This is a genomic window from Pseudomonas sp. P110(2024) (genome assembly GCF_057480795.1).
Map to the genome: position 1 here is coordinate 45,255 of NZ_JBLIYT010000010.1, position 23,660 is coordinate 68,914.

At 62.0% G+C, this 23,660-nt stretch carries 21 protein-coding genes and 1 pseudogene; 17 read left to right on the forward strand and 5 right to left on the reverse strand.

Annotation, left to right across the window (positions count from 1 at the left end; all coding sequences use genetic code 11):
- Positions 1–74 precede the first annotated feature (74 nt).
- The 7 genes from AC25ND_RS16795 (at position 75) to ispD (ending at position 7,796) form a co-directional block, all read left to right on the forward strand.
- Positions 75–1,022, forward strand: a complete 948-nt coding sequence (locus AC25ND_RS16795; protein ID WP_028690663.1) for an acetyl-CoA carboxylase carboxyltransferase subunit alpha — start codon at positions 75–77, stop codon at positions 1,020–1,022.
- Positions 1,023–1,179: 157 nt separating this feature from the next.
- Positions 1,180–2,463 carry a tRNA lysidine(34) synthetase TilS gene (gene tilS, locus AC25ND_RS16800; RefSeq protein ID WP_486976452.1) on the forward strand — a complete coding sequence of 428 codons (1,284 nt, stop codon included), beginning with the start codon at positions 1,180–1,182 and terminating at the stop codon, positions 2,461–2,463.
- A gap of 270 nt (positions 2,464–2,733) precedes the next feature.
- Positions 2,734–4,362: a CTP synthase gene (pyrG, locus tag AC25ND_RS16805; RefSeq protein WP_028690661.1), complete on the forward strand. Its 1,629-nt coding sequence runs from the start codon at positions 2,734–2,736 to the stop codon at positions 4,360–4,362.
- A 3-nt stretch (positions 4,363–4,365) separates the two neighbouring features.
- Entirely contained in the window at positions 4,366–5,211 is an 846-nt protein-coding gene (gene kdsA / locus AC25ND_RS16810; protein ID WP_028690660.1) for a 3-deoxy-8-phosphooctulonate synthase, read from the forward strand.
- A gap of 152 nt (positions 5,212–5,363) precedes the next feature.
- The gene (eno, locus tag AC25ND_RS16815; protein ID WP_028690659.1) at positions 5,364–6,653 is read left to right on the forward strand and encodes a phosphopyruvate hydratase; all 1,290 of its coding nucleotides are present in this window, start codon (positions 5,364–5,366) and stop codon (positions 6,651–6,653) included.
- A gap of 157 nt (positions 6,654–6,810) precedes the next feature.
- Positions 6,811–7,092 (forward strand): cell division protein FtsB, encoded by a 282-nt coding sequence (gene ftsB, locus AC25ND_RS16820; protein ID WP_011535259.1) that lies wholly within the window; start codon positions 6,811–6,813, stop codon positions 7,090–7,092.
- Complete coding sequence (ispD, locus tag AC25ND_RS16825) at positions 7,089–7,796, forward strand: 2-C-methyl-D-erythritol 4-phosphate cytidylyltransferase (protein WP_207851735.1); 708 nt, start codon at positions 7,089–7,091, stop codon at positions 7,794–7,796. The genes ftsB and ispD overlap by 4 nt, the downstream gene beginning before the upstream one ends.
- Here ispD and AC25ND_RS16830 read toward each other — a convergent pair.
- Complete coding sequence (locus AC25ND_RS16830; protein WP_028690657.1) at positions 7,735–8,703, reverse strand: LysR substrate-binding domain-containing protein; 969 nt, start codon at positions 8,701–8,703, stop codon at positions 7,735–7,737. The two genes, ispD and AC25ND_RS16830, sit on opposite strands and share 62 nt — an antisense overlap.
- A gap of 108 nt (positions 8,704–8,811) precedes the next feature.
- On the opposite strand from AC25ND_RS16830, the gene AC25ND_RS16835 reads away from it, so the two are divergent.
- The 8 genes from AC25ND_RS16835 (at position 8,812) to rpoS (ending at position 15,989) form a co-directional block, all read left to right on the forward strand.
- Entirely contained in the window at positions 8,812–9,924 is a 1,113-nt protein-coding gene (locus AC25ND_RS16835; protein WP_016712915.1) for an S-(hydroxymethyl)glutathione dehydrogenase/class III alcohol dehydrogenase, read from the forward strand.
- Between the two features lie 10 nt (positions 9,925–9,934).
- A complete protein-coding gene (gene fghA, locus AC25ND_RS16840) occupies positions 9,935–10,783 on the forward strand; it encodes an S-formylglutathione hydrolase (RefSeq protein ID WP_028690656.1) in 849 nt (282 codons plus the stop codon).
- 111 nt (positions 10,784–10,894) lie between these two features.
- Positions 10,895–11,368 (forward strand): 2-C-methyl-D-erythritol 2,4-cyclodiphosphate synthase, encoded by a 474-nt coding sequence (gene ispF, locus AC25ND_RS16845; protein ID WP_028690655.1) that lies wholly within the window; start codon positions 10,895–10,897, stop codon positions 11,366–11,368.
- Positions 11,365–12,423: a tRNA pseudouridine(13) synthase TruD gene (truD, locus tag AC25ND_RS16850; protein ID WP_028690654.1), complete on the forward strand. Its 1,059-nt coding sequence runs from the start codon at positions 11,365–11,367 to the stop codon at positions 12,421–12,423. The genes ispF and truD overlap by 4 nt, the downstream gene beginning before the upstream one ends.
- Positions 12,411–13,160: a 5'/3'-nucleotidase SurE gene (gene surE, locus AC25ND_RS16855; RefSeq protein WP_028690653.1), complete on the forward strand. Its 750-nt coding sequence runs from the start codon at positions 12,411–12,413 to the stop codon at positions 13,158–13,160. The genes truD and surE overlap by 13 nt, the downstream gene beginning before the upstream one ends.
- 38 nt (positions 13,161–13,198) lie before the next feature.
- Positions 13,199–13,837, forward strand: a complete 639-nt coding sequence (locus AC25ND_RS16860; RefSeq protein ID WP_162175259.1) for a protein-L-isoaspartate(D-aspartate) O-methyltransferase — start codon at positions 13,199–13,201, stop codon at positions 13,835–13,837.
- Positions 13,838–14,021: 184 nt separating this feature from the next.
- Positions 14,022–14,876, forward strand: coding sequence for a peptidoglycan DD-metalloendopeptidase family protein (locus AC25ND_RS16865; protein ID WP_028690651.1), 855 nt, complete (start codon positions 14,022–14,024; stop codon positions 14,874–14,876).
- A gap of 105 nt (positions 14,877–14,981) precedes the next feature.
- Positions 14,982–15,989, forward strand: coding sequence for an RNA polymerase sigma factor RpoS (rpoS, locus tag AC25ND_RS16870; protein ID WP_011535249.1), 1,008 nt, complete (start codon positions 14,982–14,984; stop codon positions 15,987–15,989).
- Positions 15,990–16,536: 547 nt separating this feature from the next.
- Here rpoS and fdxA read toward each other — a convergent pair.
- Complete coding sequence (gene fdxA, locus AC25ND_RS16875; protein ID WP_028690650.1) at positions 16,537–16,860, reverse strand: ferredoxin FdxA; 324 nt, start codon at positions 16,858–16,860, stop codon at positions 16,537–16,539.
- A 140-nt stretch (positions 16,861–17,000) separates the two neighbouring features.
- Positions 17,001–19,574, reverse strand: coding sequence for a DNA mismatch repair protein MutS (mutS, locus tag AC25ND_RS16880; RefSeq protein WP_486976462.1), 2,574 nt, complete (start codon positions 19,572–19,574; stop codon positions 17,001–17,003).
- Between the two features lie 190 nt (positions 19,575–19,764).
- On the opposite strand from mutS, the gene AC25ND_RS16885 reads away from it, so the two are divergent.
- Positions 19,765–21,009, forward strand: coding sequence for a PIN-like domain-containing protein (locus tag AC25ND_RS16885; protein WP_186596871.1), 1,245 nt, complete (start codon positions 19,765–19,767; stop codon positions 21,007–21,009).
- On the opposite strand, the gene AC25ND_RS16890 is transcribed toward AC25ND_RS16885, so the two are convergent.
- On the reverse strand, positions 21,006–22,238 hold the full coding sequence (locus AC25ND_RS16890; RefSeq protein ID WP_238348143.1) for a site-specific integrase: 1,233 nt from the start codon (positions 22,236–22,238) through the stop codon (positions 21,006–21,008). The genes AC25ND_RS16885 and AC25ND_RS16890 overlap by 4 nt on opposite strands.
- Here AC25ND_RS16890 and AC25ND_RS16895 point away from each other — a divergent pair.
- A pseudogene (locus AC25ND_RS16895) lies at positions 22,209–22,856 on the forward strand (DUF5906 domain-containing protein); the annotation flags it as partial. The gene AC25ND_RS16890 and the pseudogene AC25ND_RS16895 overlap by 30 nt on opposite strands.
- Positions 22,857–22,997: 141 nt before the next feature.
- Here the strand turns inward: AC25ND_RS16895 and AC25ND_RS16900 are convergent.
- Complete coding sequence (locus AC25ND_RS16900; protein ID WP_486976453.1) at positions 22,998–23,573, reverse strand: hypothetical protein; 576 nt, start codon at positions 23,571–23,573, stop codon at positions 22,998–23,000.
- Positions 23,574–23,660: the final 87 nt, after the last annotated feature.

Here is a 23,660-nt window from a genome sequence, read left to right on the forward strand (position 1 = left end):
CCTGATCCCTTAAGGTAGGGCGCCAAACGGATCAACCGGCCGGCCGCCTGGCCGTAGACCCAAGACGGAAGCCTATGAACCCGAATTTCCTCGATTTCGAACAGCCGATTGCCGACCTGCAAGCCAAGATCGAAGAGCTGCGCCTGGTGGGCAACGACAACTCGCTGAACATCAGCGATGAAATTGCCCGTCTGCAGGACAAGAGCAGCACCCTGACCGAGAGCATCTTCGGCAACCTGACCAGCTGGCAGATCGCCCGTCTGGCCCGTCACCCGCGCCGCCCGTACACCCTCGATTACATCGACCACATCTTCACCGAGTTCGAGGAGCTGCACGGCGACCGTCACTTTGCCGACGACGCCGCGATCGTCGGTGGCACCGCGCGCCTGAACGACAAGCCGGTCATGGTCATCGGTCACCAGAAGGGCCGTGAGGTGCGCGAAAAGGTACGCCGCAACTTCGGCATGCCGCGCCCTGAAGGCTACCGCAAGGCCTGTCGCCTGATGGAAATGGCTGAGCGTTTCAAGATGCCGATCCTGACCTTCATCGACACCCCGGGTGCCTACCCGGGCATCGACGCCGAAGAGCGCAACCAGAGCGAGGCCATTGCCTGGAACCTGCGCGTGATGGCGCGCCTGAAGACGCCGATCATCGCCACCGTGATCGGTGAGGGTGGTTCCGGCGGCGCACTGGCCATCGGCGTGTGCGACCAGCTGAACATGCTGCAGTACTCCACCTACTCGGTGATCTCGCCGGAAGGTTGCGCCTCGATCCTGTGGAAGACCGCCGACCGCGCGGCCGATGCCGCCGAGGCCATGGGCGTGACCGCCGAGCGCCTTAAGAGCCTGAACATCGTCGACAAGGTCATCCCGGAGCCGCTGGGCGGCGCCCACCGCGATCCGGCGAAGATGGCGGCCAATGTTCGCGCCGATCTGATCGAACAGCTGGACATGCTCGGCAAGCTCGACAACGACGCGCTGCTCAAGCGCCGTTACGATCGCCTGATGAGCTACGGCCTCTGATGGATTCCGGGGGGCCGCTTCGCGGCCCTTTCGCGACACAAGGCCGCTCCCACAGGATTGCGCAGTATTCGAAACTGACGCCATCTTGTGGGAGCGGCCTTGTGTCGCGAAAGGGGCGCAAGGCGCCCCCGGCGATCTCAAGTCCTGTGAGGCCCTGATGCTCAACCTCACCCCCTGGCTCAACGCCCCCGCCTGGTACGTCGCCTTCTCCGGTGGCCTGGACTCCACCGTCCTCCTGCATCAGCTCGCCGACTACACCCGCAACCACCCCGCGCCCCCTCTGCGCGCCATCCATGTCCATCACGGCCTGCAAGCCGCCGCCGATGCCTGGCCCGATCACTGCCGAGCGGTGTGTGCTGCACTGGGTGTCGAACTCGATGTGCTTCCTGTCCAGGTTGCCCCCGGTGCCAGCCTCGAACAGGCGGCCCGCAACGCCCGCTACGACGCCTTCGAAAAACGGCTGGGCCTAGGCGAAGTGCTGTTCACCGGCCAGCACCGTGACGATCAGGCCGAGACCCTGCTGTTTCGCTTGCTGCGCGGCGCCGGCCTGCGTGGCTTGTCCGCCATGCCGCAACAGCGGCCGCTAGGGCAGGGCAGCCTGGTGCGCCCATTGCTGGGGCTGTCGCGCCAGCAACTGCAGACCTACGCCGACATGCACGGGCTGGTATGGGTCGACGACCCTTCCAATAGCGATACAGCCTTTGCCCGCAACTTCCTGCGCGGCGAGGTCTTCCCAATCCTGCGCCAGCGCTGGCCACAGGCCGAAGCCAATCTGGCACGCAGTGCCGAACACCTGGGCGAGGCGATGGGCCTGCTGGACGAACTGGCCGCCAGCGACCTGGCGATCGCCTGCGACAATGCGCCGCTGCCCTGGCTGGAGCTGTATTCGCTCAGCCTCGAGGTGCTCGCCGCGATGTCCCCAGCGCGCCAGCGCAATGCCCTGCAGTTCTGGCTCAGCCAGCGCACCCGCCTGCCCGACAGCCGCCACTGGGCCGGTTGGAACGATCTGCGCGACGCGGCGGCCGATGCCTGCCCGGTCTGGCGCCTGACCGATGGCGAACTGCATCGCAGCCATGGACGTATCTGGTGGCTAAATGGCGTTTGGCTGGCTGCGGTGTCGGGTAATCACCCCTGGCTGGACAGCGGGCAACCGTTGCGCCTGCCGGGTAATGGCAGTGTCCGCCTGATGTCGGCCCCGTTGGGTGAAGGCCTGCACATCCGCTACCGCCAGGGCGGCGAGATCATGCAACTGCCTGGTCGCGGTCGGCGCGATCTCAAGCGCCTGCTCAACGAGCTGCAGGTCCCGCACTTCGTGCGCCCGCGACTGCCGCTGCTGTATCGCGGCGAGCAGTTGCTCGCGGTGGCCAACCTGCCCGAGCTGGCGCAGGCGGATTGTCAGTTGCACTGGCAGCCGCCGACGAACGTGCAAGGTTTGAGCTGAAGGGTACATTCGGGTAGACTACCCTCCCTTCTTGATACAGCTTCTGTGGGTTGCGCAAAATCACAGAGGTTGCCGATTACCAAGCAGTTTTTTGCTGGGCTGATTTCTTAAAATGACGAGCGAGCTCCATGCCGGGGACACCCCTGGTCTGTACAGACGCGGCAGTTTTTCGAGATGCACTGTGATTGACGCAGGTGATCGGGGGCTTCGGCCTTCCTTCGCTTTCTCCGGCGGCCCATGCCGCCTTAACGCAGACTTCTAGGGTTTTTCATGACGCGCTACATATTCGTCACGGGCGGTGTTGTTTCTTCATTGGGGAAAGGCATTGCCTCGGCTTCCCTGGCGGCCATCCTGGAAGCGCGGGGGCTCAAAGTCACCATGCTCAAGCTGGACCCGTACATCAACGTCGACCCGGGCACCATGAGCCCGTTCCAGCACGGTGAAGTATTCGTCACCCACGACGGCGCCGAGACCGACCTTGACCTGGGCCACTACGAGCGGTTCATCCGCACCACGATGACCCAGAACAACAACTTCACCACCGGCCGCATCTACGAGCACGTGCTGCGCAAGGAACGCCGTGGTGATTACCTGGGCGCGACCATCCAGGTCATTCCGCACATCACCGACGAGATCAAGCGCCGCATCATCAAGGGCGCCGGCGATGCCGACGTCGCGCTGGTCGAGATCGGCGGCACCGTGGGCGACATCGAGTCGCAACCGTTCCTCGAGGCGATCCGCCAGCTGCGCGTCGAAGTGGGCTCCAAGCGCGCCATGCTGATGCACCTGACCCTGGTCCCGTACATCGCCACTGCCGGCGAGACCAAGACCAAGCCGACCCAGCACTCGGTCAAGGAGTTGCGCTCCATCGGCCTGCAGCCCGATGTGCTGATCTGCCGCTCCGACCACCCGGTCGATGCCTCGTCGCGTCGCAAGATCGCGCTGTTCACCAACGTCGAAGAACGTGCGGTGATCTCGCTGGAAGACGTCGACACCATCTACAAGATCCCAGGCGTACTGCACGCCCAGGGCCTGGACGACTTCGTCGTCGAGCGCTTCGGCTTGCAGTGCAACAGCGCCGACCTGTCCGAGTGGGACAAGGTCGTCGATGCCAAGCTCAACCCTGAGCAGGAAGTGACCATCGCGATGGTCGGCAAGTACATGGAGCTGCTGGACGCGTACAAGTCGCTGATCGAAGCGATGAGCCACGCCGGCATCACCAACCGCACCAAGGTCAACCTGCGTTACATCGACTCCGAGGACATCGAGAACCAGGGCACCAGCCTGCTCGAAGGCGCCGATGCCATCCTGGTCCCGGGCGGTTTCGGCCTGCGCGGCGTCGAAGGCAAGATCACCGCGGTGCAATATGCCCGTGAGAACAAGGTCCCGTACCTGGGCATCTGCCTGGGCATGCAGGTGGCCGTGATCGAGTTCGCCCGCAACGTGATGGGTTGGAAAGACGCCAACTCCACCGAGTTCGACCGCAACAGCGGCCACCCGGTTGTCGGCCTGATCACCGAATGGGCCGATGCCACCGGCGCGGTCGAGACCCGTACCGAAGCCTCCGACCTGGGCGGCACCATGCGCCTGGGCGCCCAGGACTGCCAGCTGGCGGCCGGCTCCAAGGTTCACGACTGCTACGGCAAGGACGTGATCACCGAGCGCCACCGTCACCGTTACGAAGTCAACAACGTCCTGCTGCCGCAACTGGTCGACGCCGGCCTGGTGGTTTCCGGCCGTTCCGAGGACGGCGCGCTGGTCGAAGTGGTCGAGTCCAAGGACCACCCTTGGTTCGTTGCTTGCCAGTTCCACCCGGAGTTCACCTCGACCCCGCGTGACGGCCACCCGCTGTTCAGCGGCTTCGTCAAGGCGGCCCTGGCACAGAAGAACAAGGCCTGATCCATGACTCAGAAGATCATTCGCGTCGGTAACATCGAGATCGCCAACGACAAGCCGTTCGTCCTGTTCGGCGGCATGAACGTCCTGGAGTCCCGTGACCTGGCCCTGAAGGTCTGCGAGGAGTACGTGCGGGTGACCGAGAAGCTCGGCATCCCGTACGTGTTCAAGGCCAGCTTCGACAAGGCCAACCGTTCGTCGGTCAACTCGTACCGCGGCCCCGGCATGGAAGAAGGCCTGAAGATCTTCGAGGAGATCAAGCAGACCTTCAATGTGCCGGTGATCACCGACGTGCACGAGCCCTACCAGTGCGAGCCGGTGGCCAAGGTGTGCGACATCATCCAACTGCCGGCCTTCCTGTCGCGCCAGACCGACCTGGTCGTGGCGATGGCCAAGACCGGTGCCGTGATCAACATCAAGAAGGCGCAGTTCCTCGCGCCCCACGAGATGAAGCACATCCTCGCCAAGTGCGTCGAGGCAGGCAACGACCAGCTCATCCTCTGTGAGCGCGGTTCGAGCTTCGGCTACAACAACCTGGTCGTGGACATGCTCGGCTTCGGCATCATGAAGCAGTTCGAGTACCCGGTGTTCTTCGATGTGACCCATTCGTTGCAAACCCCAGGTGGTCGCGCCGACTCCGCCGGCGGCCGCCGCGCCCAGGTCACCGACCTGGCCAAGGCTGGCATGAGCCAGGGCTTGGCGGGCCTGTTCCTCGAGGCCCACCCGGATCCGGACAACGCCAAGTGCGACGGTCCGTGTGCCCTGCGCCTGGATAAGTTGGAGCCGTTCCTGGCCCAGCTCAAGCAACTGGACGACCTGGTGAAAAGTTTTCCGACGGTAGAAACCGCGTAAAGCTCGTTTCTCGGGTAAAGTACCGCCCGTTCCACCCCTGACCTTTCGGTCAGGGGCTCCCTTCGCCAGGCCTGCCCGTGCCATGTCGCCTGGTGAACGGCAAGAATTCCCAAAGCTGCGTTGTTTTCGTCAATTCTGGAGTGCTTACAACAATGGCAAAGATCGTCGACATCAAAGGTCGTGAAGTTCTCGATTCGCGTGGCAACCCCACCGTGGAAGCCGATGTACTGCTCGACAACGGCATCATCGGCAGCGCCTGCGCGCCGTCGGGTGCTTCCACTGGCTCGCGCGAAGCGCTGGAGCTGCGTGATGGCGACAAGAGCCGTTACCTGGGCAAGGGCGTGCTGAAGGCCGTCGGCAACATCAACGGCCCGATCCGTGACCTGCTGCTGGGCAAGGACCCCGCCGACCAGAAAGCCCTGGACCGTGCCATGATCGAACTGGACGGTACCGAGAACAAGGCCAAGCTGGGCGCCAACGCCATCCTGGCAGTATCCCTGGCCGCCGCCAAGGCCGCCGCTCAGGACCTGGACCTGCCGCTGTACGCCCACATCGCCAACCTCAATGGCACCCCGGGCCAGTACTCCATGCCGGTGCCGATGATGAACATCATCAACGGCGGCGAGCACGCCGACAACAACGTCGACATCCAGGAGTTCATGGTGCAGCCGGTTGGCGCCAAGACCTTCTCCGATGGCCTGCGCATGGGCACCGAGATCTTCCACCACCTCAAGGCTGTACTGAAGGCCCGTGGCCTGAACACCGCCGTCGGCGACGAAGGTGGCTTCGCGCCGAACCTGGCTTCCAACGAAGACGCCCTGGCAGCCATTGCCGAAGCCGTCGAAAAGGCCGGCTACAAGCTGGGCACCGACGTGACCCTGGCCCTGGACTGCGCGGCTTCCGAATTCTATGAAGACGGCAAGTACAACCTGTCCGGTGAAGGCAAGTCGTTCGACGCCGAAGGCTTCGCCGAGTACCTGAAGGGCCTGACCGAGCGTTTCCCGATCATCTCGATCGAAGACGGCCTGGACGAGTCCGACTGGGCCGGTTGGAAGATCCTGACCGACAAGATCGGTGCCAAGGTGCAACTGGTTGGCGACGACCTGTTCGTGACCAACACCAAGATCCTCAAGGAAGGCATCGAGAAGGGCATCGGCAACTCGATCCTGATCAAGTTCAACCAGATCGGCTCGCTGACCGAGACCCTGGAAGCCATCCAGATGGCCAAGGCCGCCGGCTACACCGCGGTGATCTCGCACCGTTCCGGTGAAACCGAGGATTCGACCATCGCCGACCTGGCCGTGGGTACCGCCGCCGGTCAGATCAAGACCGGTTCGCTGTGCCGTTCCGACCGCGTCAGCAAGTACAACCAACTGCTGCGCATCGAAGAGCAACTGGGCGCCAAGGCTGTATATCGTGGTCGTGCCGAGTTTCGCGGCTGAGCAAGAGATGGTAAAAAGGCAGCAGCCGGGGCCGGCTGAACGTTCGTACTGATCGTTCGGTCGTTTCCACGGGTTTCTGTCGACGAAGCCTGGCCTCGGCCAGGCTTCGTGCTATCGGAAGCTCGCTGCGGCGGCCTTTTTTACCCTGGATATCTTCATGCGCAGTCCCTATTGGTTGTTCCTCGTCCTGCTCCTGCTGCTCGGCGGCCTGCAATATCGCCTTTGGGTAGGCAATGGCAGCCTGGCGCAAGTGACCGAACTCAAGCAGCAGATCGCCGACCAGCATGCGGAAAACGAGCGCCTGCTGGAGCGCAATCGCGTGCTCGACGCTGAAGTCCTGGAATTGAAGAAAGGTATGGAGACCGTGGAAGAACGGGCTCGTCATGAACTGGGGATGGTCAAGGAGGGCGAAACCCTCTACCAGCTGCCGCAGAAATGACACATGAACTGCCGGCCTTCTGGGCCGTGATTCCCGCCGCGGGCGTTGGTGCCCGCATGGCTGCCGACCGTCCCAAGCAGTACCTTCAACTGGGCGGGCAGACGATTCTCGAGCACAGCCTCGACTGTTTCCTCGACCATCCCATGCTCAAGGGCGTGGTGGTCAGCATTGCCGAACAAGACCCTTACTGGCCCGGCCTGCGCTGCGCCAGCGATCCACGCATCCAGCGCGCCCCGGGCGGTCGCGAGCGCGCCGATTCGGTGCTCAATGCGCTGTTGCTGCTGCACGCACAGGGTGCATCGGATGACGACTGGGTGCTGGTGCACGACGCCGCGCGGCCGAACCTGGCGCGCAGCGATCTGGACAAATTGCTGTCAGCCCTGGCTGAAGATTCCGTCGGCGGATTGCTCGCCGTTCCCGCCCGGGACACGCTCAAGCGTGCCGACGGCGAGGGCAGGGTGGCGGCCACGGTCGATCGCAGCACCGTCTGGCAGGCGTACACCCCGCAGATGTTCCGCCTTGGCATGCTGCACCGGGCGCTGGCCGAGTGCCTGGTATCCGATGTGGCGGTCACCGACGAGTCGTCGGCCATCGAATGGGCCGGTAATGCGCCACGCCTGGTCGAAGGGCGCAGCGACAACATCAAGGTGACCCGTCCGGAAGACCTGGAGTGGCTGCGCCAGCGCTGGGCCGGGCGCCGCTGAGCGCCTGCGGGGGAGTGGTGCGATACTCCGGCAACTGTGCCAACCCTTCCTTCAGGTAGTCGACCAACCTGCGCACCTTCGGCGACAGATGCCGTTGCTGTGGATACAACGCCCACACCGCCGTATTCGGCGGCTGATGGCCCTCCAGCAACGACACCAGCGCGCCGCTGTGCAAATGCTCGAGCACGTAGTAGTCCGGCAACTGGCACAGCCCCATGCCTTGCAGCGCCGCGTCCAGCACCGCCTGGCCGCTGTTGCAGCGCCAGTTACCCTGCACCCGCTGGCTGATCTCGCGTCCCTCCTGCTGCAGCGCCCACAGGTCCGAACTGCCCACCAGGCAGTTGTGCCGCGCCAGCTCAGATAAGCTGTGCGGTCGACCATAGCGCTCCAGGTAGGCCGGCGACGCGCACAGGTACATGCGCCGAGGCGCCAGGCGCGTGGCCACCAGCCGCGAATCCTGCAGCCGTCCCAGGCGGATCGCCAGGTCCATGCCTTCGTGCAGCAGGTCGAGGGTACGGTTGCTCAGCTCCACTTCGACCCGCAACTGCGGGTACTGCGCCATGAAGCGCGTCACCAAGGGCACGATGAAGCGTTCGCCATAGGCCACCGCGCAGGTCATGCGCAGCAGGCCCTTGGGCTCGCTGGCCAGGTCGCCCATGGCCCGCAGCGCCTCCTCGCGGCCGTCCTGCAGGCGCTGGCAGTGCTGGAGAAAGGTCTGCCCGGCTTCGCTCAGGGTCACCCGCCGGGTGCTGCGGTACAGCAAACGTGTCTGCAGGCGTTCCTCCAGGCGGGCGATCTGCCGGCTGATGTGCGAGGACGACACCCCAAGTCGTTCGGCGGCGGCGGTGAACTGACCTGATTCGGCCACCGCGACGAACTCGTCGATGCCTTCCCAGCGGCTGCTCATGGATTATCCCTGTGTAGCAATAATGTTTTGTGAGTGGCTGGATTATTCATCAAAAGGCGGTGAATTACACTGCAAGCCAGCAACCCATACCTGTTCTGGAGACCTTTGATGATCAAGTCCCGCGCCGCCGTCGCCTTCGAGGCCAAGAAACCCCTGGAAATCGTCGAAGTGGACGTGGCCATGCCCAAGGCCGGCGAAGTGCTGCTGCGCGTTGTCGCCTCCGGTGTCTGCCACACCGACGCCTATACCCTGTCCGGCGCCGACCCGGAGGGCATCTTCCCGTCGATCCTCGGCCATGAGGGGGGGGCGATTGTCGAAGCCGTAGGCGAAGGCGTCACCTCGGTGGCGGTCGGTGACCACGTGATCCCGCTGTACACCCCGGAATGCGGCAAGTGTAAATTCTGCCTGTCGGGCAAGACCAACCTGTGCCAGGCCATCCGCGCCACCCAAGGCAAAGGCCTGATGCCCGACGGCACCACCCGCTTCAGCTACAAGGGTCAGCAGCTGTTCCACTACATGGGCACCTCGACCTTCTCCGAGTATACCGTGCTGCCGGAAATCTCCGTGGCCAAGATCCAGAAGGAAGCTCCGCTGGAAAAGGTCTGCCTGCTCGGTTGCGGCGTGACCACCGGCATCGGCGCGGTACTCAACACCGCCAAGGTCAAGCCGGGTGACACCGTGGCCATCTTCGGCCTCGGCGGCATCGGCCTGTCGGCGGTGATCGGCGCGGTCAAGGCCAAGGCTTCGCGCATCATCGCCATCGACATCAACCCGGCCAAGTTCGAGATCGCCCGCCAACTGGGCGCCACCGACTGCATCAACCCGAAAGACTACGATCGCCCGATCCAGGAAGTGATCGTCGACCTCACCGACGGCGGCGTCGATTTCTCCTTCGAGTGCATCGGCAACGTGCAACTGATGCGCGCGGCGCTGGAGTGCTGCCACAAGGGCTGGGGCGAGTCGGTGATCATCGGCGTCGCCGGTGCCGGCCAGGAAATCGCCACCCGTCCGTTCCAGCTGGTCACCGGCCGCGTCTGGCGTGGTTCGGCCTTCGGCGGCGTGCGGGGTCGTAGCGAGCTGCCGAGCTACGTCGAGATGTCCGAGAAGGGCGAGATTCCGCTGGACACCTTCATCACCCACACCATGGGCCTGGAGGACATCAACAAGGCCTTCGACCTGATGCACGAAGGCAAGAGCATCCGCAGCGTGATCCACTTCTGAGGGCCTCGCCATGACCCTGGAAAATCTCTCCTGCCAGAAAAGCTTCGGCGGCTGGCACAAGCGTTACCGGCACAGCTCCAAGGTGCTCGGCTGCGACATGGTGTTCGCCGTGTACCTGCCGCCCCAGGCCGAGCAGGGCGAGAAGCTGCCGGTATTGTACTGGCTCAGCGGCCTGACCTGCACCGACGAGAACTTCATGCAGAAGGCCGGTGCCCAGCGCCTGGCCGCGGAACTCGGGCTGATCATCGTTGCCCCGGATACCAGCCCGCGTGGCGAGCAGGTGCCGGGCGACCCGGACGGCGCCTGGGACTTCGGCCTGGGCGCAGGGTTCTACCTCAATGCCACCCAGCAGCCCTGGGCCCAGCATTACCGGATGCACGACTACGTGGTGGAGGAGTTGCCGGCCCTGATCGAGGCGCACTTCCCGGCGTCGGACCAGCGCAGCATCAGCGGCCATTCCATGGGTGGGCATGGCGCGCTGGTCTGCGCCCTGCGCAACCCAGGGCGCTACCGTTCGGTGTCGGCGTTTTCGCCCATCAGCAATCCGATGGATTGCCCGTGGGGCGAGAAGGCGTTTTCCCGCTACCTGGGGGAGGACCGTGCGCGTTGGCGGGAGTGGGACGCCAGCGTGTTGCTGGCCGAGGCAGGGGAGTGCCCGCCGTTGCTGGTGGACCAGGGCGATCGCGATGACTTCCTCGAGAAGCAGCTCAAGCCGCAGGCGCTGGAGCAGGCGGCGCGCAAGGGTGGTCATGCGCTGACCCTGCGCCTGCAGCCGGGCTATGACCACAGCTACTACTTCATCGCCAGCTTCATCGATGAGCACCTGCGTCATCATGCGGTGGCGTTGGGCAGGGTCTGACACCGCCTGCAATTTCTGTCGGAGCCGGCTTGCCGGCGATGGGCTGCGAAGCAGCCCCATTACCTCAAAAGCAGGTAGAATCACGCCCTGACTCAATCAGGGCGTTTTTCTATGCGTATTGGCCACGGCTACGATGTCCACCGTTTCTGCGACGGTGATTTCATTACCTTGGGCGGGGTGCGTATCCCCCACAAGTTCGGCCTGCTGGCCCACTCCGACGGTGACGTGCTGCTGCACGCCCTGAGCGATGCCCTGCTCGGCGCTGCGGCGTTGGGCGACATCGGCAAGCATTTCCCTGACACCGACCCGCAGTTCAAGGGTGCCGACAGTCGCGTGCTGCTGCGCCACGTGGTCGCCGTCGTGCGCGACAAGGGCTGGAAGGTCGGCAACGTCGACGCCACCATCGTCGCCCAGGCGCCGAAGATGGCCCCGCATATCGAGACCATGCGCCAGCAGATCGCCGCAGACCTGCAGGTCGAACTCGACCAGGTCAACGTCAAGGCCACCACCGAAGAAAAGCTGGGCTTCACCGGCCGCGAGGAGGGCATCGCCGTTCACGCGGTCGCCCTGCTACTGCCAGCATGACCGAACTGGAACTGCTGGGGCCGCGGGCCTCGGGCGAAGCCTTGGGCACCGCCGTGCTCAAGGCGGTGGCCGAAGACTTCCAGGTCGATGAAGTCCTCGATATCCCGCTGTCCGGTCAGGGGGAGCATCTGTGGCTGTGGGTCGAGAAGCGCGATCTCAACACCGAGGAAGCGGCCCGCCGCCTGGCCCGCGCCGCCGGTGTGCCGGTGCGCGCCATCAGCTATGCCGGCCTGAAGGACCGCCAAGCCTTGACACGCCAGTGGTTCAGCCTGCACCTGCCGGGCAAGGCCGACCCCGACCTGTCCCGCGCCGAGGACGACACCCTGCGGGTGCTCAAGCAGGTGCGCCATCAGCGCAAGCTGCAGCGTGGGGCGCATTCGGCCAATGGTTTCACCTTGCGCCTGACCGCGCTGCAGGCCGACCGCCCGGCCCTCGATGCCCGCCTGGAGCAACTCAAGCAGCAGGGTGTGCCTAATTACTTCGGCAGCCAGCGTTTCGGTCATGCCGGCGGCAACGTGCATGATGCCCAGGACTGGGCTGCACGCCAGGCATTGCCCGAGCAGCGCAACGTGCGCTCGCGGCTGTTGTCGGCCGGGCGCAGCTACCTGTTCAACCAGGTGCTGGCCGCCCGGGTGGCCGATGGCACCTGGCAGCGTGCCCAGGTCGGCGACCTGCTCGCGTTCACCGACAGTCGCAGTTTCTTCCCGGCAGGAGAGGGCGAGTGCAGCGATCCGCGCCTGGCCATTCTTGACTTGCATCCCACCGGCCCGCTGTGGGGCGAAGGGCAATCGCCTTGTGCCGGCGCGACCCAGGTGCTCGAGAGCGAAGTCGCCGCGCGTCATCCTGCGTTGTGCCAATGGCTGGCGCGAGCGGGCATGGATCACGAACGGCGCATCCTGCGGCTCCCTATTGGGCGTCTGTCGTGGCATTATCCCGAGCCTGATATCCTGCAACTGGAATTCGTCCTTCCGGCCGGATGCTTCGCCACCGTGGTGGTGCGCGAACTCGTCGATCTGGTGCCGGCAGGGCAGACGGACAGCCCATGCGTATTCTGATTTCGAATGACGACGGTGTTACCGCACCCGGCATCGCCGCGCTGCATGAAGCGCTGGCGGATTACGCCGAGTGCGTGGTGATTGCCCCGGATCAAGACAAGAGCGGCGCCGGCAGTTCGCTGACGCTTGATCGGCCGCTGCACCCGCAGACCCTGGCCAACGGTTTCATCAGCCTCAACGGCACGCCCACTGACTGCGTGCATCTGGGGCTCAACGGCCTGCTGCCGGAAACCCCCGACATGGTGGTGTCCGGCATCAACCTGGGCGCCAACCTGGGTGACGACGTGCTGTATTCCGGCACGGTCGCCGCCGCCCTGGAAGGGCGTTTCCTCGGCGGTACCTCGCTGGCCTTTTCGCTCCTGTCGCGCCTGCCCGACAACCTGCCGACTGCCGCCTATATCGCCCGGCGCCTGGTCGAGGCGCAGTCGCGCCTGGAGCTGCCACCGCGCACCGTGCTCAACGTCAATATCCCCAACCTGCCGCTGGAGCACATCCGTGGCATCCAGCTCACCCGCCTGGGACATCGGGCGCGTGCCGCGGCGCCGACCAAGGTGGTCAACCCGCGGGGCAAGGAAGGCTACTGGATCGCCGTGGCCGGCGATGCCGAGGACGGCGGGCCGGGTACCGATTTCCATGCAGTGATGCAAGGCTACGTGTCGATCACGCCGTTGCAGCTGGATCGCACCTTCAACGATGCCTTCGAGCGCCTCGACGGCTGGCTGGAGGGCGTGCTCTGATGCGCGAACAGGACGATCTGCAGCGTCGCGGCATCGGCATGACTTCCCAGCGTACCCGGGAGCGGCTGATCCAGCGCCTCTACGAAGAAGGCGTGTCGAACGCCAAGGTGCTCGAGGCCATTCGCCGCACTCCGCGCCACCTGTTCGTCGATGAAGCCCTGGCCCATCGGGCCTACGAGGACACGGCGCTGCCGATCGGCCATAACCAGACGATCTCCCAGCCGTTCATGGTCGCGCACATGAGCGAGCTGTTGCTGGAAGCCGGGCCCCTGGACAAGGTGCTGGAGATTGGCACCGGTTCGGGCTACCAGACGGCGATCCTGGCCCAACTGGTGGAACGGGTGTTTTCGGTTGAGCGGATCAAGGTCCTGCAGGATCGGGCCAAGGAGCGTCTGGTCGAGCTCAACCTGCGCAACGTGGTGTTCCGCTGGGGCGACGGCTGCGAAGGTTGGCCGGCGCTGGCGCCGTACAACGGCATCATCGTCACCGCGGTTGCGCCCGAGGTGCCCCAGGCACTGCTCGACCAGCTGGCACCGGGCGGGCGCATGGTGATCCCGGTCGGTCCGGCGGGGGAAACCCAGCAACTGATGCTGATCGTGCGTGAAGAACATGGTTTCTCGCGCCGGGTGCTCGGGGCCGTGCGCTTCGTGCCCCTGCTCAACGGCCCGCTGGCCTGAGTGGCGCAACGGAATATTTGCGTCGGCGACGAATTCTTGCGTCGGGCCCCTGTCTATCTGGCGTGGCGATATTCGTACACCGATCAGGCCAATTGCGAGTCACCCCTGGCAGGGTGGCTCGGTTATAATTGAAACAATATTGCATTTTGTATCGTCATTATTTGACAGCATGAGGGGAGCGCGGGTGGGTCACACAGGCATGCGGCAGCGCAAGGAACGGTCGGTATTGAAGCTTCTGGTGATTGCGCTGGCCATGGGTACCCTGTTGGCTGGCTGTTCCAGCACCAGCTCCAACGGCGCCCGCGTGGTCGATCGCAACAACACCGCGCCCAAGCGCCCGACAGTCACCTCGGGGCAGTACATCGTCAAGCCTGGGGATACGCTGTTCTCCATCGCCTTCCGCTATGGCTGGGACTACAAGGAGCTGGCGGCGCGCAACAACATTCCCGCCCCCTACACCATTCGCCCGGGTCAGCCGATTCGTTTCAGTAGCGGCGTGGGGGGGAGCACCACGGTTGTCAGCAGCCCTTCTTCGTCGAGCAAGACCACCGTCATCCGCCGACCGGTCGCGACCACCGTACCGGCGACCGGTAATGGCAAAAGTGCCACTACTGCCTCTTCCACCACCTCGCAAACGGTTGCCCAGGTGCCCGCCGCAGAGCGCGCCGTGGGCGGTTGGACGTGGCCGGCGAACGGCGTGCTGATTGGTAAATTTGCTTCAAACGGTAGTTTGAATAAAGGCATTGATATCGCCGGTGATTTGGGACAGCCTGTTTTTGCTGCGTCTGATGGAGCGGTGGTCTACGCCGGCAGTGGCTTGAGGGGCTATGGCGAGCTCATCATCATCAAACACAGCGATACCTACGTCAGTGCCTACGGTCACAACCGCAGGCTTTTGGTTCGGGAGGGGCAGCAGGTCAAGGCAGGGCAGACGATCGCAGAAATGGGGTCCACGGGCACTGATCGGGTGAAGCTGCATTTCGAGATTCGCCGCCAGGGCAAACCCGTCGATCCTCTCCAGTTCCTGCCACGCCGTTGATCAATGTCCCAGCCTGTTCCTTGGATGTAGAGGGGACAGGCTCCAGCGCTGCCATGGAAGGGTGACGCTCGAGTCTGAGTTCGAACTCAGCAAAGGACTATAACAATGGCTCTCAGCAAAGAAGTGCCGGAGTTTGACATCGACGATGACCTCCTTCTGATGGAGACAGGCATCGTTTTGGAAACGGATGTGGTGTCAGACGAACCTGCTGTACCTTCGGTTCGGACCAAGTCGAAACAGGGCGCGTCGCTCAAGCAGCACAAGTACATCGACTACAGTCGCGCACTTGATGCCACTCAACTGTATCTCAATGAAATCGGCTTCTCGCCCCTGCTTTCGCCAGAGGAAGAAGTGCATTTCGCGCGCCTGTCGCAAAAAGGCGACCCGGCCGGTCGCAAGCGCATGATCGAAAGCAACCTGCGCCTGGTGGTCAAGATCGCCCGCCGTTACGTCAATCGCGGCCTGTCGTTGCTCGACCTGATCGAGGAAGGCAACCTGGGCCTGATCCGTGCGGTGGAGAAATTCGACCCCGAGCGGGGCTTCCGTTTCTCGACCTACGCGACCTGGTGGATCCGCCAGACCATCGAGCGGGCGATCATGAACCAGACCCGCACCATTCGCCTGCCCATCCACGTGGTCAAGGAGCTCAACGTCTACCTGCGCGCTGCCCGTGAGCTGACGCAAAAGCTCGACCACGAGCCGTCGCCGGAAGAAATCGCCAGTCTGCTGGAGAAGCCGGTGGCCGAGGTCAAGCGCATGCTTGGCCTGAACGAGCGGGTGTCGTCGGTGGATGTCTCGCTCGGGCCTGACTCCGACAAGACGCTGCTCGACACGCTTACCGATGATCGCCCCACCGATCCGTGCGAACTGCTGCAGGACGACGACCTGTCGCAGAGCATCGACCAATGGCTGGGCGAGCTGACCGACAAGCAGCGCGAGGTGGTGGTGCGGCGTTTCGGCCTGCGTGGGCATGAAAGCAGCACCCTCGAGGATGTCGGCCTGGAGATCGGCCTGACCCGCGAGCGCGTCCGGCAGATTCAGGTTGAAGGCCTCAAGCGCCTGCGCGAGATCCTCGAGAAGAATGGCCTGTCCAGCGAGTCGCTGTTCCAGTAGTCACTGATGTGCGCCAGGCAAACGCCCCGACTTGTTCGGGGCGTTTGCGTTTTTTAGCGCAGGCGCCAATCTGGTTGGCTGACCTGACATCATCGAGGGGCCTTACTCACAACCCCATAGCCTGTCACCTGCGAAGTATTTATTTATCCACCCGCGTAGCATCGCGTGTAAGCATTCGCTTACTCGTCATGTAAGCGATCGCTGTAGGGATCAGTAAATCAATGTCGTTTCCAGTGGCGTACTTTTTCTAACTATATGAAATATATAGGTTTTATAAATATCAAAAGATGTGTCGTCTGAATCATCCTGAGATATTCGTCGCTTGTTCCGTACCGGGGAATCGCTAGTATTCGAACTGTGTCAAGGGACAGACACAGGCCTTCAAGGATGACGGCCAGGGACATCGCGGGACGCGATTCATCAGTGGATGATGATTGGGACATACAGGGACTACGGAAAAAAATGTGGGCGGGTCAAACCGCCCCTTTTTTTTGCCTGTCGGAAATGAAAAAAGGCCCTTTCGGGCCTTTTTCGCAACTGAACGCGATCAGCGCTCCAGATCGGCAATCTTGCCAGTCTTGCCGTCCCACGCTTCGGCGTCCGGCAGGGCGTCTTTCTTCTCGGTGATGTTCGGCCAGATCTCCGCCAGCTCGGCGTTCAGCTCGATGAAGTTCTCCATGCCGGACGGCACTTCGTCTTCCGAGAAAATCGCCTGAGCCGGGCACTCCGGCTCGCACAGCGCACAGTCAATGCACTCGTCCGGGTGAATCACCAGGAAGTTCGGGCCTTCGTAGAAGCAGTCCACCGGACAGACTTCCACGCAGTCGGTGTACTTGCATTTGATGCAGTTGTCGGTGACGACGAAGGTCATTTCTAATTCTCTCCTCAGGCGACGGCAGCTTGCCCTTCCTTACCAGGGCAGCGCGGTTCACGGTGCTGGCTGCAGGCCAGGCTAATAACCTGCAGTGCTCGCAAACCGCGCCGGATTCTACCAGCTTGCGCGGTGGGCCGTTATAACAGGTTTTTCAGTTGATATAGCATTTCGATAGCTTGGCGCGGCGTCATGTCGTCCAGGTCCAGCTTGCCCAGCTTCTCGATGGCCGGGTGTGGCAGGCTGGCGAACAGGTCGCTCTGGTGCGGCACGTGAGGCATGTTGTCGCGGGCCGGCATGACTGGCGCCTCGTGGGGCAGGCTGGCAGTCTCCAGCCGGCCCAGATGCTCGCGGGCGCGCTGGATCACCGCCGCCGGCACGCCCGCCAGTTGTGCCACGGCCAGGCCGTAGCTCTGGCTCGCCGGCCCCGGCAGGACGTGGTGCAGGAACACGATGCGTTCGTTGTGTTCGGTGGCGTTCAGGTGCACGTTGGCCACCAGTGGTTCGCTGTCCGGCAACACGGTGAGTTCGAAGTAGTGGGTGGCAAACAGCGTGTAGGCGCGCAGCTGGGCCAGGCGCTCGGCGGCGGCCCAGGCCAGCGACAGGCCATCGAAGGTGCTGGTGCCGCGGCCGACCTCGTCCATCAGCACCAGGCTGCGGTCGGTGGCATTGTGCAGGATGTTGGCAGTCTCGCTCATTTCGACCATGAAGGTCGAACGCCCACCGGCAAGGTCGTCGCTGGAGCCGATACGGGTGAAAATGCGGTCGACCGGCGACAGTTCGCAGGCGGCGGCCGGGACGAAGCTGCCGATATGGGCCATCAGCACGATCAGGGCGGTCTGGCGCATGTAGGTGGACTTACCGCCCATGTTCGGGCCGGTGATGATCAGCATGCGCGTGCCGTTGTCCAGCCCGAGGTCGTTGGCCACGAATGGCGTGGTCAGCACCTGCTCGACCACCGGGTGACGACCCTGCTCGATGCGCAGGCACGGCTCGTCGACGAAGCTTGGGCAGTTCAGGTCCAGGTTCAGGGCGCGCTCGGCCAGGTTGCTCAGCACATCCAGCTCGGCCAGCGCGGCGGCGCTGTCCTGCAGCGGCGCCAGGTGCTCGATCAGGGTTTCGAGCAGGGCGTCGTAGAGCATCTTCTCGCGGGCCAGGGCGCGGCTCTTGGCCGACAGCGCTTTGTCCTCGAACGCCTTGAGCTCGGGGGTGATGAAGCGTTCGGCCCCTTTGAGCGTCTGCCGGCGGATGTAGTCGACCGGCGCCTGCTCGGCCTGCTTGGTCGGCAGCTCGATGAAGTAGCCGTGCACGCGGTTGTAGCCGACCTTGAGGTTGGCCAGGCCCGTGCGGGCCTTCTCGCGGGCTTCCAGGTCGATCAGGAACTGGCCGGCGTTCTCGCTGATCGCCAGCAGCTCGTCCAGCTCGCTGTCGTAGCCGGTCTTGAGCACGCCACCGTCGCGGATCACCGCCGGCGGGTTGTCGATGATCGCCCGCTCCAGCAGGCCGGCCAGCTCCGGGTAGGTGCCGGTGATCGCGGCCAGCCGCGCCAGGTGCGGGGCCTCCAGCTCGGCCATGGCGTTCTGCAGCTCCGGCAGGGCGCCGAGGGCATCGCGCAGGCGTGCCAGGTCACGGGGGCGGGCGTTGCGCAGGCCGATCCGCGCGAGGATCCGCTCGATGTCGCCGATTTCCTTGAGCTGCGGCTGCAGCTTCTCGAAACGGTAGCCGTCGAGCAGGCAGCGGATCGAATCCTGACGGGCCTTTAGCACCTTCAGATCGCGCAGCGGACGGTTCAGCCAGCGGGTCAGCAGTCGGCTGGCCATGGCGGTCTGGCAACGGTCGATGACCGATTGCAGGGTGTTGTCACGGCCACCGGCCAGGTTGATGTCCAGCTCCAGGTTGCGGCGGCTGGCGGCATCGAGGATGACCGTGTCGTCCATGCGCTCGTGGCGCAGGCTGCGCAGGTGGGGCAGGGCGGTGCGCTGGGTTTCCTTGGCGTAGGTCAGCAGGCAGCCGGCGGCGCCGATGGCCAGGGTCAGCTTGTCGCAGCCAAAGCCCTTGAGGTCCTGGGTGGCGAACTGCTGGCAGAGGCTCTTGCGCGCCGTGTCGCGGTCGAAGTCCCACGGTGCGCGGCGGCGGGCGCCGGGGCGCTTCTCGGCCGGCAAGCCCTGCGGCCAGTCGTCGGGGATCAGCAGTTCCACCGGGTTGATGCGCTCGAGTTCGGCCAGCAGGTTCTCCCAGCCCTTGATCTCCTGCACGGTGAAGTTGCCGCTGGTGATGTCCAGCACCGCCAGGCCGAACAGGCGCTTGTCACCCAGCAGGGCGGCGATCAGGTTGTCGCGGCGCTCGTCGAGCAAGGCCTCGTCGCTGATCGTGCCCGGGGTGATGATGCGCACCACCTGGCGCTCCACCGGGCCCTTGCTGGTGGCCGGGTCGCCGATCTGCTCGCAGATCACCACCGATTCGCCGAGCTTGACCAGCTTGGCCAGGTAGCCTTCCAGCGAGTGGAACGGAATCCCGCACATGGGAATCGACTGGCCCGCGGACTGACCGCGGGCGGTCAGGGTGATATCCAGCAGTTTCGCGGCTTTCTTCGCATCTTCGTAGAAGATCTCGTAGAAATCGCCCATGCGGTAGAACATCAGCTGGTCCGGGTGCTGGTTTTTCAGCTTCCAGTACTGCTGCATCATCGGGGTGTGTGCGGAGAAATCGGAAATTGCTTTATTCATCAAGGGATTATGGCATTTTCACATAAGCGGTGGGGCAAATTTGGGGCATTTCGCCTCGCACCACGCTGCGTCATTGTGAGGGTCGTGGTTGGTGCGGAGGGTAACACGAACGGCCCTCGCACCGCTTCGCTCAGTGGACTATTAGTGCCATACTCAAAATTTCCTCAAGGCCATCTCAATGAAGACCGTGTTCCCGGGGCATTTTGCTAACGACCCAGAAGACCTGAAGCGTCTGTGGGAGGACAGTGTGATTGCGCTGGACGCGAACGTCCTCCTTAACTTGTATCGCTATTCCGAAGGCACCAGGAAAGAATTCATTGATGTGTTTGAGAAGCTGAAAGAGCGCTTGTGGATTTCTCATCAAGTGGCCAAAGAGTATCTGAAAAACAGGCTGAAGGTAATTAGCGATCAGGCCAAAACTTACGATGCTGCTATCAAGGGCTTGCTGGAGCTCAGAGAGAATTTTGAAGATCATAAGCAGCACCCTTTTGTTAGTGCGGAGGTGTTGGGGGACTGTACTCGATCATTTGATTTGATTATTGGTGAGCTGCGTGCAAACAAAGAGCGTCATGATAAAAAGTTAAATGATGATGATATCAAAGAGGCAATAGCCCAGATATTTGATGGAAAGGTTGGGGGCGGGTATCCAGATGATGAGCTTGAGAAGCTAATCGTGTCTGGCGCTGCGAGGTACCTCAATAAAATTCCACCTGGGTATAAGGATGCGGATAAGAAGGTTGGCCCGTCATTGGAAGAAAGGCTGTCTCCATATGGTGATTTTGTCGGCTGGAGGCAATTGTTGGACAAGGCTGTCAGTGACAAGTGTAATGTTATTTTTGTTACAGGTGACAACAAAGAAGATTGGTGGCTCCATCAAAGTGGGCGCACGATTGGCCCGCAGCCGGCTCTGATAGAAGAGTTTGTTGCGCTTACCGCTCGACGCTTTTATATGTACTCACCGGATGGATTCCTTCAGCAAGCGGGCAGTTTCCTTCGGAAGGAAGTTTCCACTCAGGCGATGGAAGAGGCAAGGCGGGTCGGAGAAGAAGACGTGATATTCTATTCTGAGTCGAACGGCGATGCTCAAGCGATAAAAAAGTGGTTTGTTGCTAATAAGCATTGGGCGCCATCATTCAAGACCAATTTACATAGTTTTATTGCGCCATCTAAATTGTTGATCGATGGGAATCTTGATACTAAATATGTAAGTCTGGTTAGTAGGTTGGCGGTGTTGGATTGGACGGTGTTTCAGTATGAGGCTGAATTGGCACAGCGTTTGGTTGGTGATCCAACTGAGCAGTATGCGCACCTCGATACTGTACAGTTGGAGCGTAAGCTTGATGAGGTGCGCTTAGAAGTGGAAGAAACAAAACAGATGCTTAAGGCGGTTAAGTATCTGCAGGGCGATTCTGGCGGGGATTAGTATTTTCGTGAACTTTGGATGCCTTCCCAAATTCTGCTCAGTTCGGTGGGTGATTCGTCATCCATCCACTTGGCATAAACCTCGACTAGCATTGTGAAGTCCTTGTGCCCCAGCTGCTTAGCAATGAATGCCAAGTTCCCTCGAGCTGTGAGGCACCAGCATGCGTAGGTGTGCCGGGTCTGATACGGTCGTCGAGGGCGTATCCCCGCACGGCGCTGAATACCGGCCCACTTTGTGTTCCAGGCCGTGGACACGAACCAATCGTTGATCACCCGCTTCCTTGCCTGTGTACTCGGGGATAGTAGTGGAGTGACCGATTCGTCTCGCCATTCATGCCGGTCGTGGTACACGCGTATGTGCCGCTTGGGGTGCTTTGTCACGATGGCAATCAGTGTTCGGCATGCCTCGATCGCCGGCTCCATCAGCAACACCGTTCGGGGCTTGCCTGTTTTGGGGAGTTTGAATGTGCCGTTGGCCGTGATCGCTCTGGTTACCTCAATCTTCCCGGCCTGCAGGTCGAGGTCCTCCACGGCCAGCGCGCATAGTTCTCCTGGGCGCAGACCGGTGTAGACAGCAAGGGTGATCGCGGCGACATCTTGAGGGTGCAGACAGCCTTTCGTTACGACACGGTCGAACTCTTCGTGCGTTAGTGGATCCGGTTCTTTCTCGCTCATGGCAAAGCGTGTGCACGCAGCAGCGAGCCCGGCCACGCAATACTTGTTGCTCTCACACCAGGTGAGGAAACCGGCGAAGGTGGCCAAGTAATGGTTGGCGGTCGATGGTGCCCGGGTCTCGATCAGTCGCGCGCGGAGTTGGTGTATATCCTCGGGCAGCAGGATGCCTGCCAGTCGATTCTTGCCCACCAACTCGACGCAAATGTCGATGGCATAGGCGTACTTCTCCTCGGTCATGGGGGTTATGTCGACGGCCTTCAAAGGTTTATAGCGCTCTGCCAGGGCCTCCAGACGCTCGTCCCTCGCGCTGCAGTAGTTCACGGCATGCTTCGAGTTCGGGAAGTGGCGCCCGTATTCGAAGGTGTTGGTCTTGATTTCATGAAGAATCGCCGCCCTGAGTAGGGCGGCATGTTTGATGTTGGCTTTAGTCACTGGCAGGCCAAGGGACTCACGGCAGCGCATGCGGCGCCACATGAAGGCTATCCGCAAGTTGCCGCCGTGGATCTCTACGCCCTTGTGCTTCGCCAGTACGGCGCAACAGTGGGGCAAACACAGCTGGAAGGCAGTTTCAACGCATGGCAGAGCGGCAAGCTGTGGGCGGTGTTTGAAGAGGTTGTAAGCCGTGACCAGCGCTACAACCAGGTGGGAAAGATCAAGCACATGATCACGGGCAAAACCGTGCGGATGGAATCGAAGTTCATCAATGGTTGGGAAGAAGCCAACCACATGAACTCGGCGTTCTTGAGTAACGAAATCATGCCTTGGCCGATCAGCGAGGATGACCGCCGCATGCTGGTCATGTGGCCGCTCGAGACGCTGCCTGCTGCTCGACAGAAGGCGATTGCGAGGGAGTTGGCAAATGGTGGGGTCGCGGCCCTGTATGGCTGGTTACTTTCCGTCGATCTGGAGGACTTCAATCAGCGAACCAGGCCGCCTAAGACTGAGGCGCGTGAACGACTCGTAGCGCTGAGTCGAACGGCGTGGCAGACCTTCCTCTCGCTTTGGCGGACCGGCGAGCTCGGCTATGGGTTGTGGGGCGCCTGCCTGACTTCCGATGTCTACGCGATGTTCCTGGAGTGGTGTTCGCAGAACAAAGAGCACTCGATGAGCCAGACCAAGTTCTCGTTGATGCTTAGTGCGACGGTGGAGAAGACGAAAGGGATGCCTGCCACCTCCACCTCCGGCGGCTTGGATCATGGTCCCGTACGCGTCCGACTTGACCCAGCGCATGCTGGGCGAATTATCGCCATCACGAATGAGGGCGACCAAGGACTGATCGCGCTGAAGGCCTGCCAAGCTTACGTAAACTCAGTATTAACTCCCTAGGGCGATGAATGCCTCATAGGCACGCTGTGTACCGTATCCAAACATACCAAGTGATGCTACGCCTAAAACTATAGTCACCACGTGCAGCGTAATTCCAACGCGCTTTAGCCATGTTCTATTCTCTGTGTATAGCATTTGTGTCAGGTAGGTGAGCCCTGATGAAATCGCCGAGAAGAAAGCGCCAATGACAAAAATTGTAAGAGGTAAGGCAAACAAAGGGATGTGTGAACGACTGGCGTCGGCTAGCTTTCCGATAAATGCCAGTAGTGCAACGGCAGCACCTCCGTTTAGTAGCACAAAAGCTTTAAGCGCATTCTGCCCTGTTTGTATAACGGACTTAAACATTTCCAAGTCGGATGAGTGGTTGTATTTTTCTATATCTAAATTGGTTTGGAGGTGTGCTTTAAGGCGCTCTACTAAAATGGCTTCGCTTTCTACCTCTGGTGCGTCAATGAACTTATTCAAGCCAGAGGTAAGAGTTTCGATGCTGATGGAGTCTTGACCCTGAGCCGCGAATCCGTCGATTTCGGCCTTTAGTTGTCTAGCGAACTCTTTAGCGCTCATGAAAATATCCATTTTTCTTAAAAAGTTATGAAAGGAGCGAGCCGGGGTGGGTGCGTCAACACCCAGCCCGGCCCGCCGAACCCGCAG

Bases quoted from the DNA above. Each gene is read 5' to 3' on its own strand.
- AC25ND_RS16830 (WP_028690657.1), bottom strand. From the start codon at position 8,703: ATGAGCAGCCGCTGGGAAGGCATCGACGAGTTCGTCGCGGTGGCCGAA.
- eno (WP_028690659.1), top strand. From the start codon at position 5,364: ATGGCAAAGATCGTCGACATCAAAGGTCGTGAAGTTCTCGATTCGCGT.
- rpoS (WP_011535249.1), top strand. From the start codon at position 14,982: ATGGCTCTCAGCAAAGAAGTGCCGGAGTTTGACATCGACGATGACCTC.
- tilS (WP_486976452.1), top strand. From the start codon at position 1,180: ATGCTCAACCTCACCCCCTGGCTCAACGCCCCCGCCTGGTACGTCGCC.
- ispD (WP_207851735.1), top strand. From the start codon at position 7,089: ATGACACATGAACTGCCGGCCTTCTGGGCCGTGATTCCCGCCGCGGGC.
- AC25ND_RS16900 (WP_486976453.1), bottom strand. From the start codon at position 23,573: ATGAGCGCTAAAGAGTTCGCTAGACAACTAAAGGCCGAAATCGACGGA.
- ispF (WP_028690655.1), top strand. From the start codon at position 10,895: ATGCGTATTGGCCACGGCTACGATGTCCACCGTTTCTGCGACGGTGAT.
- fdxA (WP_028690650.1), bottom strand. From the start codon at position 16,860: ATGACCTTCGTCGTCACCGACAACTGCATCAAATGCAAGTACACCGAC.
- surE (WP_028690653.1), top strand. From the start codon at position 12,411: ATGCGTATTCTGATTTCGAATGACGACGGTGTTACCGCACCCGGCATC.
- truD (WP_028690654.1), top strand. From the start codon at position 11,365: ATGACCGAACTGGAACTGCTGGGGCCGCGGGCCTCGGGCGAAGCCTTG.
- AC25ND_RS16885 (WP_186596871.1), top strand. From the start codon at position 19,765: ATGAAGACCGTGTTCCCGGGGCATTTTGCTAACGACCCAGAAGACCTG.
- AC25ND_RS16860 (WP_162175259.1), top strand. From the start codon at position 13,199: ATGACTTCCCAGCGTACCCGGGAGCGGCTGATCCAGCGCCTCTACGAA.
- kdsA (WP_028690660.1), top strand. From the start codon at position 4,366: ATGACTCAGAAGATCATTCGCGTCGGTAACATCGAGATCGCCAACGAC.
- AC25ND_RS16835 (WP_016712915.1), top strand. From the start codon at position 8,812: ATGATCAAGTCCCGCGCCGCCGTCGCCTTCGAGGCCAAGAAACCCCTG.
- pyrG (WP_028690661.1), top strand. From the start codon at position 2,734: ATGACGCGCTACATATTCGTCACGGGCGGTGTTGTTTCTTCATTGGGG.
- ftsB (WP_011535259.1), top strand. From the start codon at position 6,811: ATGCGCAGTCCCTATTGGTTGTTCCTCGTCCTGCTCCTGCTGCTCGGC.
- AC25ND_RS16795 (WP_028690663.1), top strand. From the start codon at position 75: ATGAACCCGAATTTCCTCGATTTCGAACAGCCGATTGCCGACCTGCAA.
- fghA (WP_028690656.1), top strand. From the start codon at position 9,935: ATGACCCTGGAAAATCTCTCCTGCCAGAAAAGCTTCGGCGGCTGGCAC.